Annotated in this window: 9 protein-coding genes and 1 pseudogene; 9 read left to right on the top strand and 1 reads right to left on the bottom strand. The window is 69.9% G+C overall.

Annotated elements, in window-relative coordinates; all coding sequences use genetic code 11:
- Nucleotides 1-240: 240 nt before the first annotated feature.
- Genes P1P75_RS34985 through P1P75_RS34965 form a run of 5 tightly spaced genes read left to right on the top strand, consistent with a single transcriptional unit; the run spans nt 241 to nt 5,883 of the window.
- Entirely contained in the window at nt 241-1,869 is a 1,629-nt protein-coding gene (locus tag P1P75_RS34985) for an ABC transporter substrate-binding protein (protein WP_319263098.1), read from the top strand.
- 6 nt (nt 1,870-1,875) lie between these two features.
- Nucleotides 1,876-2,799 (top strand): ABC transporter permease, encoded by a 924-nt coding sequence (locus tag P1P75_RS34980; protein ID WP_319263096.1) that lies wholly within the window; start codon nt 1,876-1,878, stop codon nt 2,797-2,799.
- Entirely contained in the window at nt 2,792-3,805 is a 1,014-nt protein-coding gene (locus tag P1P75_RS34975) for an ABC transporter permease (RefSeq protein ID WP_319263094.1), read from the top strand. The genes P1P75_RS34980 and P1P75_RS34975 overlap by 8 nt, the downstream gene beginning before the upstream one ends.
- A gap of 7 nt (nt 3,806-3,812) precedes the next feature.
- Nucleotides 3,813-4,787, top strand: coding sequence for an ABC transporter ATP-binding protein (locus tag P1P75_RS34970; protein WP_319263092.1), 975 nt, complete (start codon nt 3,813-3,815; stop codon nt 4,785-4,787).
- Complete coding sequence (locus P1P75_RS34965) at nt 4,780-5,883, top strand: dipeptide ABC transporter ATP-binding protein (protein WP_319263090.1); 1,104 nt, start codon at nt 4,780-4,782, stop codon at nt 5,881-5,883. Before P1P75_RS34970 ends, P1P75_RS34965 begins: the two co-directional genes overlap by 8 nt.
- 259 nt (nt 5,884-6,142) lie before the next feature.
- On the opposite strand, the gene P1P75_RS34960 is transcribed toward P1P75_RS34965, so the two are convergent.
- Nucleotides 6,143-8,296, bottom strand: coding sequence for a prolyl oligopeptidase family serine peptidase (locus P1P75_RS34960; protein ID WP_319263087.1), 2,154 nt, complete (start codon nt 8,294-8,296; stop codon nt 6,143-6,145).
- Between the two features lie 179 nt (nt 8,297-8,475).
- Between P1P75_RS34960 and P1P75_RS34955 the strand changes: the two genes are divergently transcribed.
- From P1P75_RS34955 to P1P75_RS34940, 4 genes and pseudogenes are all read left to right on the top strand, one after another.
- A complete protein-coding gene (locus P1P75_RS34955; RefSeq protein WP_073498771.1) occupies nt 8,476-8,670 on the top strand; it encodes a hypothetical protein in 195 nt (64 codons plus the stop codon).
- Nucleotides 8,671-8,747: 77 nt separating this feature from the next.
- Complete coding sequence (gene mshB / locus P1P75_RS34950) at nt 8,748-9,611, top strand: N-acetyl-1-D-myo-inositol-2-amino-2-deoxy-alpha-D-glucopyranoside deacetylase (RefSeq protein ID WP_319263085.1); 864 nt, start codon at nt 8,748-8,750, stop codon at nt 9,609-9,611.
- Complete coding sequence (locus P1P75_RS34945; RefSeq protein ID WP_319263083.1) at nt 9,611-10,021, top strand: DUF6113 family protein; 411 nt, start codon at nt 9,611-9,613, stop codon at nt 10,019-10,021. Before mshB ends, P1P75_RS34945 begins: the two co-directional genes overlap by 1 nt.
- Nucleotides 10,022-10,175: 154 nt before the next feature.
- Nucleotides 10,176-10,695, top strand: a pseudogene (locus tag P1P75_RS34940) (hypothetical protein); the annotation flags it as partial.

Genomic DNA, 10,695 nt, shown 5'->3' with positions numbered 1-10,695 from the left:
CGTCGGGTGGGGCCCGCCCCTCCGCGCCCCCGGTGCGCGCGGCACGCCGCAGCCGGTGAGGTTCCCCCGCTGCCGCCGTCCGCCCACGGTTCCCGGAGTTTCGACACCCGGACGGGTGGCGCGCGTGTGCGCCATGCACCTTTTGCCTTGATATTGGCCGATAAAGGATCAGTCCGTCGATACGGACGTCGACACCGACGGCACAGCGCTCAGGTGAAGCGCGGTCAAGAGGAGGCATCCATGCGTGGAGCCACGCACGCCAAGTGGGCCGCATGCGCTGCGGCCGTAGCCCTCGTGGCGACGGCCTGCGGGGGCGGGGGCGACAGTGGGGGCGACAGCGGCGCGGTGCTCAGCTCCTCGTGGGGAGACCCGCAGAACCCGCTGGAGCCGGCCAACACCAACGAGGTGCAGGGCGGCAAGGTCCTCGACATGATCTTCCGGAGCCTGAAGAAGTACAACCCGGAGACCGGCGAGGCCGAGGACATGCTCGCCGAGAAGATCGAGACCTCGGACTCGCAGAACTTCACCATCACCGTCAAGGACGGCTGGACCTTCAGCAACGGCGAGAAGGTCACCGCCAAGTCCTTCGTCGACGCCTGGAACTACGGCGCCAGCCTGAGGAACAACCAGAAGAACGCCTACTTCTACGGCTACATCGAGGGCTACGACAAGACCCACCCGGAGGACGGCAGCAAGCAGACCTCCGACACCCTCTCCGGGCTGAAGCTCGTCGATGACAAGACCTTCACGGTCAAGCTCAGCCAGAAGTTCTCGACCTTCCCCGACACCCTCGGTTACCCCGCCTACGCCCCGCTGCCCCAGGCCTTCTTCACCGATCACGCGGGCTGGCTGTCCAAGCCGGTCGGCAACGGCCCCTACGCCATCGACTCCTACGCCAAGGGCTCCCAGATGAGCCTGCGCAAGTGGGAGGAGTACCCCGGCGACGACGCGGCGGAGAACGGCGGCGTGGACCTGAAGGTCTACACCGACAACAACACCGCCTACACCGACCTCCTCGCCGGCAACCTGGACCTGGTCGACGACGTGCCGGCGGCCCAGCTCAAGAACGTCAAGAACGACCTCGGGGACCGCTATCTCAACACCCCCGCCGGCATCATCCAGACCCTCGCCTTCCCGTTCTACGACCAGAACTGGAACAAGAGCGGCTCCGACAAGGTCCGCACCGGCCTGTCCCGCGCCATCAACCGCGAGCAGATCACCGAGACGATCTTCCAGAAGACCCGCACCCCCGCCACCGACTGGACCTCCCCGGTGCTCGGCGAGGAGGGCGGCTTCAAGGAAGGCCTGTGCGGCGACGCCTGCGACTACGACCCGGCGGCGGCCAAGAAGCTCATCCAGGAGGGCGGCGGCCTCCCCGGCGGCCAGGTCAAGATCACGTACAACGCGGACACCGGCTCCCACAAGCAGTGGGTCGACGCCGTCTGCAACTCCATCAACAACGCCCTGGACAACGACAAGGCCTGCGTCGGCAACCCGGTCGGCACCTTCGCCGACTTCCGCGGCCAGATCACCGACCGGAAGATGAGCGGCCCGTTCCGGGCGGGGTGGCAGATGGACTACCCCCTCATCCAGAACTTCCTCCAGCCGCTCTACTACACCAACGCCTCCTCCAACGACGGCAAGTGGTCCAACAAGGAGTTCGACGACCTCGTCGACAAGGCCAACGCCGAGAGCGACATCGCCAAGGCCGTCGAAACGTTCCAGCAGGCCGAGGGGGTGCTGCGGGACAACATGGGAGCCATCCCGCTCTGGTACCAGAACGGCAGCGCCGGCTACTCGGAGCGTCTGTCGAACGTCAAGCTCAACCCGTTCTCCGTCCCGGTCTACAACGAGATCAAGGTCAGCTGATCCGCGATGGGGCGGTATGTGATCCGGCGTCTCCTCCAGATGATCCCGGTGTTCATCGGAGCCACGCTGCTGATCTTCCTGATGGTCAACGTGATGGGCGACCCCATCGCCGGTCTCTGCGGCGACCGGCAGTGCGACCCCGCCACCGCCGCCCAGCTGGAGAAGGAGTTCGGCCTCGACAAGCCGGTCTGGCAGCAGTACCTGACCTACATGGGGAACGTCTTCACCGGTGACTTCGGGACGGCGTTCAACGGCCAGCCGGTCACCGAACTGATGGCGTCGGCGTTCCCGGTCACCATCCGGCTGACGATCGTCGCGATCATCTTCGAGATCGTCATCGGCATCACCCTCGGGGTCATCACCGGCCTGCGCCGCGGCCGCCCCGTCGACAGCGGCGTCCTGCTGGTCACCCTCGTGGTGATCTCCGTCCCCACCTTCGTCACCGGCCTGCTGCTCCAGCTGCTGCTCGGCGTCCAATGGGGCTGGATCAAACCCTCCGTGTCCTCGGACGCCACCTTCGGCGAGCTGATCGTGCCGGGCCTGGTCCTGGCGAGCGTCTCACTGGCCTACGTCACCCGCCTGACCCGCACGTCCATCGCGGAGAACAAACGGTCCGACTACGTCCGTACGGCCATCGCCAAGGGCCTGCCGAGGCGTCGCGTCGTCACCCGCCATCTGCTGCGCAACTCGCTCATCCCGGTCGTCACCTTCATCGGGACCGACATCGGGGCCCTGATGGGCGGCGCGATCGTCACCGAGCGCATCTTCAACATCCACGGCGTCGGCTTCCAGCTCTACCAGGGCATCCTCCGCCAGAACACCCAGACCGTCGTCGGCTTCGTGACCGTCCTGGTCCTGGTCTTCCTGGTGGCCAACCTGCTGGTGGACCTCCTGTACGCCGTACTCGACCCGAGGATCCGCTATGCCTGAACCGATGCCGCCGGAGCCGTACCCCTCCGGCGGGAGCCGCGTCCCGGAGGACGGCGCCGTCGCCGCGACGGGTATGGGAGGCGCGATGGACCTCGCCACCTCGGAGGGCGAGACCCTGGAGGAGCCCCCGGTCGGCCCGGACGGCACCGGCAGGCCGGAGAGGGCCCGCTCCCTGTGGTCGGACGCCTGGCGCGACCTGCGCCGCAACCCCGTCTTCATCATCTCCGGCCTGGTCATCCTCTTCCTGGTGTTCATCTCCCTGTGGCCCTCGGCGATCGCCTCCGGCTCCCCCCTCAAGTGCGACCTCGCCAAGGCCCAGGAAGGCTCCCAGCCGGGCGCCCCGTTCGGCTACGACGGCCAGGGCTGCAACGTGTACACCCGTACCGTCTACGGCGCCCGTACGTCCGTCACGGTCGGCGTCCTGGCCACGCTCGGCGTCGCGCTGTTCGGCAGCGTCCTCGGCGGACTCGCCGGATTCTTCGGCGGGGTGTGGGACTCGGTCCTCTCCCGGATCACCGACATCTTCTTCGCGATCCCCGTCGTCCTCGGCGGCCTGGTCCTGCTCTCCGTGGTGACCAGCAACACCGTCTGGCCCGTCATCGGGTTCATGGTGCTGCTCGGCTGGCCGCAGATCTCCCGCATCGCCCGCGGCTCGGTCATCACCGCCAAGCAGAACGACTACGTCCAGGCCGCGCGGGCGCTCGGCGCCTCCAACTCCCGCATGCTGCTGCGGCACATCACGCCCAACGCCGTCGCCCCGGTGATCGTCGTGGCGACCATCGCGCTCGGCACGTACATCTCGCTGGAGGCCACCCTGTCCTACCTCGGCGTCGGCCTGAAGCCGCCGACCGTCTCCTGGGGCATCGACATCTCCGCCGCCTCGCCGTACATCCGCAACGCCCCGCACGCGCTGCTGTGGCCCTCCGGCGCCCTGGCACTCACCGTGCTGGCGTTCATCATGCTCGGCGACGCGGTGCGCGACGCCCTCGACCCGAAGCTGAGGTGACGTGCCGATGCTGCTCGAAGTGCGCGACCTGCACGTGGAGTTCCGCACCCGCGACGGGGTCGCCAAGGCCGTCAACGGCGTCACCTACGGCGTCGACGCCGGCGAGACCCTCGCCGTGCTCGGCGAGTCCGGCTCCGGCAAGTCCGTCACCGCCCAGGCCGTCATGGGCATCCTCGACATCCCGCCCGGCCGGATCACCGGCGGCGAGATCCTCTTCCAGGGCCGGGACCTGCTGACGCTCAAGGAGGACGAGCGCCGCAAGGTCCGGGGCGCCGAGATGGCGATGATCTTCCAGGACGCGCTGTCCTCCCTCAACCCCGTGCTCTCCGTGGGCGACCAGCTCGGCGAGATGTTCGTGGTGCACCGCGGCATGTCGAGGAAGGACGCGCGCGCCAGGGCCGTGGAGCTGATGGACCGGGTCCGCATCCCGGCCGCGAAGGAGCGGGTCCGCCAGTACCCGCACCAGTTCTCCGGCGGTATGCGCCAGCGCATCATGATCGCGATGGCGATGGCCCTGGAACCCAAGCTGATCATCGCCGACGAGCCGACCACCGCCCTCGACGTCACCGTCCAGGCCCAGGTCATGGAACTGCTCGCGGAGTTGCAGCGCGAACTGCACATGGGCCTCATCCTGATCACCCACGACCTCGGTGTGGTCGCCGACGTCGCCGACCGCATCGCCGTGATGTACGCGGGCCGCATCGTGGAGTCGGCGCCCGTCCACGACATCTACAAGGCCCCCGCCCACCCGTACACCCGCGGCCTGCTCGACTCCATCCCGCGCCTGGACCAGAAGGGCGAGGAGCTGTACGCCATCAAGGGCCTGCCGCCCAACCTCATGCACATCCCGCCCGGCTGCGCCTTCCACCCGCGCTGCCCGATGGCCCAGGACGTGTGCCGCACCGACGAGCCACCCCTGTACGAGGTGGACGAGGAGCGGGGCAGCGCCTGCCACTTCTGGAGGGAGTGCCTGCATGGCTAGTACCTCAGCCACACCGGCCGCACCGGTCGCCTCCCCGACCGAGCCGATCCTGGAGGTGACCGGGCTCGTCAAGCACTACCCGCTCACCCGGGGCGTCGTGTTCAGGAAGCAGGTCGGCGCGGTCAAGGCCGTCGACGGCGTCGACTTCACCCTCAGCCGCGGCGAGACCCTCGGCATCGTGGGGGAGTCGGGCTGTGGCAAGTCCACGGTCGCCAAGATGCTGGTCAACCTGGAGAAGCCGACGGCCGGGCGGATCCGCTACAAGGGCGAGGACGTCACCAAGCTCTCCGGCCGGGCCCTGCGGGCCGTACGCCGCAACATCCAGATGGTCTTCCAGGACCCGTACACCTCCCTCAACCCCCGTATGACGGTGGGCGACATCATCGGGGAGCCGTACGAGATCCATCCCGAGGTGGCGCCCAAGGGGGACCGGCGCAAGAAGGTCCAGGACCTGCTGGACGTGGTCGGGCTCAACCCCGAGTACATCAACCGCTACCCGCACCAGTTCTCCGGCGGCCAGCGGCAGCGCATCGGCATCGCGCGGGGGCTCGCCCTGCGCCCGGAGGTGATCGTCGCCGACGAACCCGTGTCCGCGCTCGACGTGTCCGTGCAGGCGCAGGTCATCAACCTGATGGCGAACCTCCAGAGCGAGTTCGACCTCTCGTACATCTTCATCGCGCACGACCTGTCGATCGTCCGGCACATCTCCGACCGGGTCGCCGTGATGTACCTCGGCCGGATCGTGGAGACCGGCCGCGACGCCGAGATCTACGAGCACCCCACACACCCGTACACCCAGGCGCTGCTCTCCGCGGTGCCCGTGCCGGACCCGGAGGCGCGCGAGCACCGGGAGCGGATCATCCTCTTCGGAGACGTGCCCTCCCCGACGAACATCCCGTCCGGCTGCCGCTTCCGCACCCGCTGCTGGAAGGCCCAGGACCGGTGCGCCCTGGAGGTGCCCGCCCTCGCCGTCCCCGCCGAGTTCCGCCACACCGGCGGCCCAGCCGCCCACGACTCGGCCTGCCATTTCGCGGAGGAGAAGCAGGTGGTCCCGCCCGAGGAACCCCGGGAAGATCATGGAAACGAGCGGGCATAGGGGCGCATTTGAGCCACAATCGCGTTAACACGCAGGCAACTTGGCCGACCCGATTCCGATATACGGACGCGTCAGTCTGAACAGCGTACGGCCGTGCGGGTGCCGTAAACGGGCCGGGAGCGCCATGTCTCCCGGCCCGTTGCCCGTTTCTGCGCCTGAACCGGCGCCGCTCTCGCGGACCTGGTTGGTGCTGCCCCTCTTGCGCCTGAACCGGCGCCGCTCTCGCGGACCTGGTTGGTGCTTCGTCGTGGTTCCTCAATCAATGGTTGTTGTGCTCTGTGGGGTGTTGCTGCTCGGGCAGGCCCAGAGCGCGGCGGAGGAAGTCCATCTGGAGGCGGAGCAGGTTCTCGGCGACCGTCTCCTGGGGGGTCATGTGGGTCACGCCGGCCAGGGGCAGGACCTCGTGCGGGCGGCCGGCGGCGAGCAGGGCCGAGGACAGCCGCAGGGAGTGGGCGACCACCACGTTGTCGTCCGCCAGGCCGTGGATGATCATCATCGGGCGGGCCGGCTCCGCGGGGTCGACCAGTCCCGCGTCGTCCACCAGTGAGTTCCGCCGGTAGACCTCCGGCTGCTGTCCAGGGTCTCCGAGATAGCGCTCCTGGTAGTGCGTGTCGTACAGGCGCAGGTCGGTGACCGGGGCGCCGACCACCGCCGCGTGGAACACGTCCGGGCGGCGCAGTACCGCGAGGGCCGCCAGGTAACCGCCGAAGGACCAACCGCGGATCGCGACCCGGCTCAGATCGAGCGGGAAGTCGGCGGCGAGCGCCTGGAGCGCGTCGACCTGGTCCTGGAGCACGACGGCCGCCAGATCGTCCTTGATCGCCTTCTCCCAGGCCGGTGAGCGCCCCGGTGTGCCCCGTCCGTCGGCGACGACCACCGCGAACCCCTGGTCGGCGAACCACTGCGAGGTCAGGTGCGCGTTGTGCGCGGCGAGCACACGGGGCCCGTGCGGGCCGCCGTAGGGGTCCAGCAGGACCGGGAGTGAGGTGTCACCGGGGTAGTCCCTAGGCATAAGCACGGCGCACGGGATTCGCCGTGCGCCCCCCTGAGTGAGCTTCACGCGGGGGGAGAGGCCCGGATCCTCCGCATACGACCGGACAGTGGCTGTCGCCTTCCCGTCCCGCAGTACCCGCGCCCGGCTCCCGGGCCGGTCCAGGGCCGCCGAGACCAGGACGGTCACACCCCCGGCCCGTACCGCCGAGTGCACGCCGGGCTCGTCGGACAGGCGCTCCATGCCGAGTTCGTTGACGCGGTAGACGTGCACCTCGCCGATCTCGGGGCTCTCCGCCGACTCGCCGGCCGAGGCCGAGACCAGCACGTCGTCGGCCGTCACGTCCAGCACCGCCCGGACGTGCAACTGGGCTCCGGTCAGCGGACGTTCGCCGACCGCGAGGACCCGGGCACCGCCCTCGTCGGCGATCCGGACCAGCTGTCCCGAGGGGCTCCAACAGGGCACGCCAGGGAAAAGATCAAGCCAAATCGGATCTTCGTCGGCGTGCACCATCCGGGTCGCCCCGGACTCGGTGTCGACGGCCAGGAACAGCTGACTGCGCTGGTCGCGCGCCTGTACGAGCAGCAGCGGGGCACCCGCCGCTGACCAGTGCACTCGCGCCAGATACGGATAGCGCGCCCGGTCCCAGACGACCTCCGTGCGCGCCCCGTCGAGGCCGAACAGGTACAGCCGTACGTCCGCGTTGGGCGTCCCGGCGGCCGGATAGGGGACGTGTTGTGGGTCACGTTCCGGCTGGGACGGATCGGAGATCCACCACCGCCGCACCGGCGTGTCGTCCACGCGGGCCACCAGCAGCCGGTCCGACTCCGGAGACCACCAGAACCCCCGCGAACGGCCCATTTCCTCCGCCGCGATGAACTCGGCCAATCCGTACGAAACCGAATCCGATTCCGGCTCGGCCAGCGCCACATCGCCCTCGCCCTCGGCGCCCACGACCCGCAGGCCGCCCCGCGCGACGTACGCGACGAGCCGCCCGTCGGGTGACGGACGGGGGTCGATCACCGGCCCGGGAACGCGGATCCCACGCGCCGTACCGGCCCGCAGCTCCGCCGTGAAAAGCCGCCCCGACAGGGCGAAAGACGCCAGTTCGACGGCCGCGTCGGTGGCGTACCCGACGATCCCGGCGCCACCCTCCCGGCTGCGCTCGCGGCGCGCCAGCTCCTCGGGCGAGAGGTCCTCCGAGGCGCCGCCGAGGAGGACACGCGGGTCCGCGGCCACGCGCTCCCGGCCGTCCGCCGGATCGAGCACCCACAGCGCGTTGCTGCGGTCGTCACCGGCCAGGGACCGCAAGAACGCCACGCGTGAGCCGTCGGGCGCCACGGTGAACGAACGTGGCACGCCGAGCGTGAACCGCTGGGTCCGGGCGTGCCGGCGGGGGAAGGAGTCGGACTCGGTCGTCATCCCCCGACCATATTGGCCATGCGCCCCCTTGTGCGGCCGTGCGCCGAGAGATGCGCACGCACTCATAGTTATGATCACTAGCGCTGTGTGGGTATGAACCTGCTGGCTGTTGTATGGATTTACAGGTTCCCTAGCTCTGTCATTCCCCCACGTACTCGGGTTCTTGGAGGTGAGCCGCCGTGGCACTCTCGATTTCGGCGGTGGTGCTGCTGGCGATCATCGTCTTCTTGTTGATCAAGAAGTCTGGACTGAAGGGTGGTCACGCTGTTGTCTGCATCCTGCTCGGCTTCTATCTCGCCTCCTCGACGATCGCACCCACCATCAGCGACCTGACGACGAGCGTGGCGAGCATGATCGGCAGCATCAAGTTCTGACCGGGCGGCCGAGCCCGCGTCCGTCTTCTCGCCTGCCCCTCGGGCGCAGATGCATGCCTGCCTCGTAGGGTTGCCCCATGACGGAACTGCCAGCCCGGCGTCTGCTGCTGGTGCACGCGCACCCCGACGACGAGTCGATCAACAACGGCGCGACCATGGCCAGGTACGCGGCCGAGGGCGTCCAGGTGGCCCTGGTCACCTGCACCCTCGGTGAGCGCGGCGAGGTCATCCCGCCGCACCTGCGGCACCTCACCGGTGCTGCCCTGGGCGAGTGCCGCCTGCACGAACTCACCGCCGCCATGGGGGAACTCGGCGTCCAGGACTTCCGGTTGCTCGGCGGGGCCGGACGCTACGCCGACTCCGGAATGATGGGCCTGCCCGACAACGACGACCCCGCCTGCTTCTGGCAGGCCGACATCGACGCCGCCGCCGGACCCCTCGTCGAGGTGATCCTCGCCCTGCGTCCCCAGGTCCTCGTCACCTACGACGGCCACGGCGGCTACGGCCATCCCGACCACATCCAGGCCCACCGCGTCGCCATGCGGGCCGTGGAGCTGGCGGCGGAGGCCGGCTGGAGCGTCCCCAAGGTCTACTGGAACCGGGTCCCGCGTTCCGTCGCCGCGGCCGCCTTCGCCCGGCTCCGGGAGGAACTGCCCGGCCTGCCCTTCTCCAAGAGCGCCGAGATCGACGACGTACCCGGCGTCGTCGACGACGAGAGCATCACCACGGAGATCGACGGCAGCGCGTACGCCGCGGCCAAGGCCGCCGCCATGCGCGCGCACGCCACCCAGATCGAGGTCGCCCCCGGGGAGCGCCACTTCGCGCTCTCCAACGAGCTGGCCCAGCCCCTCTTCACCACCGAGTACTACGAACTCGTCCGCGGACAGCGGCCCCAGCAGCGGGAGACCGACCTGTTCGCCGGCATCGAGGAGGCCCTCTGATGCCCGACCAGGGTTCCCTGCTCGCCCAGCCCCTCCAGCGGCCCCCCGCCGGACGGATCGCCGCCTGGCTCGGGCTCCTGCTGCTCGGCGCGCTCACCGCGCTGGCCGGGGCGCTCCTCCAGGCCGGCTGGTTCCCCGGCGGGCTGCTGCTCGCGCTCACGGGCGCCGCCGGACTGTTCCTCGGCGGGGCGCGGGCCCTCAACAGCCGGGCCGGGGCCGTCGCGCCCGCCGCCGGCTGGATGACCGCCGTCGTCCTGCTCACCGGGGGCCGCCCGGAAGGCGACTTCCTGTTCGGCGCGGGAAGCGGTTCCTACCTCTTCCTGCTCGGCGGCATGGCACTCGCTGTGATCTGCGCCACCATCGGCGGGGGGCGGCAACCGGTCGGCGACGGGGTCCGACTTGGCAAGTGACGTACCACTTCGCCGTGGCGCGGGCGTGCGAGTCCCGTGATGGTTTCCACGGCGGTCATGGGATACCGGCCAGAAGTGGCCAGTATGGTGGTGCGCGCCGCCGAGCTGCCCGTGAGGTCGTGGCGGGCGGCGGAGCCAACCTGGAGAACCTGCCTTGAGTCGTGAAACTGACAGTCCGTCCTCCGGGCCCAACGGGTCCAACGGGCGCGGCGGAGCCGCATACCCCTCGGGCACGCCGCCCTACGGCACCCCGATGGTGTCCGACGGCGGCCCGGACACGGGCCGTTCGGCCGCACGGCCGGAGGAACGCAAGACCGAGACCACGCTGACGACCCGGATCCGGATCAACATCCCCGGTTCGCGGCCGATTCCGCCGGTCGTCGTGCGCACGCCCGTCGCCGACGCGGATCCCGCGGCCGACGACGGCACCACGGAGGCGCAGGGCACCGGCCCCGCCGGAGCCGCGCCCGCCACGGGAGGCACCGGGCGCCCGGGAGCCGACGGCACCGCCGAGGCACCCGGCGACCACGCGACGGCCGAGGAGAAGATGCCGAGCGACTGGTTCGCCCCGCGCAAGGCCGGAGCGCCCGCCAAGGGCGCCCCGGGCGGCGGCCCGGCCAACGGCGCCGCTCCGGCGGGCGGTTCGGCCCCCGGTACGCCCTCCGGTGCCCCGT

This window comes from Streptomyces sp. ID05-39B, from assembly GCF_033794725.1.
Lineage (GTDB): Bacteria > Actinomycetota > Actinomycetes > Streptomycetales > Streptomycetaceae > Streptomyces > Streptomyces bobili.
This window is presented reverse-complemented; position numbering and strand designations above follow the sequence as displayed.

Bases quoted from the DNA above. Each gene is read 5' to 3' on its own strand.
- P1P75_RS34965 (WP_319263090.1), top strand. From the start codon at position 4,780: ATGGCTAGTACCTCAGCCACACCGGCCGCACCGGTCGCCTCCCCGACC.
- P1P75_RS34945 (WP_319263083.1), top strand. From the start codon at position 9,611: ATGCCCGACCAGGGTTCCCTGCTCGCCCAGCCCCTCCAGCGGCCCCCC.
- P1P75_RS34970 (WP_319263092.1), top strand. From the start codon at position 3,813: ATGCTGCTCGAAGTGCGCGACCTGCACGTGGAGTTCCGCACCCGCGAC.
- P1P75_RS34980 (WP_319263096.1), top strand. From the start codon at position 1,876: ATGGGGCGGTATGTGATCCGGCGTCTCCTCCAGATGATCCCGGTGTTC.
- P1P75_RS34985 (WP_319263098.1), top strand. From the start codon at position 241: ATGCGTGGAGCCACGCACGCCAAGTGGGCCGCATGCGCTGCGGCCGTA.
- mshB (WP_319263085.1), top strand. From the start codon at position 8,748: ATGACGGAACTGCCAGCCCGGCGTCTGCTGCTGGTGCACGCGCACCCC.
- P1P75_RS34960 (WP_319263087.1), bottom strand. From the start codon at position 8,296: ATGACGACCGAGTCCGACTCCTTCCCCCGCCGGCACGCCCGGACCCAG.
- P1P75_RS34975 (WP_319263094.1), top strand. From the start codon at position 2,792: ATGCCTGAACCGATGCCGCCGGAGCCGTACCCCTCCGGCGGGAGCCGC.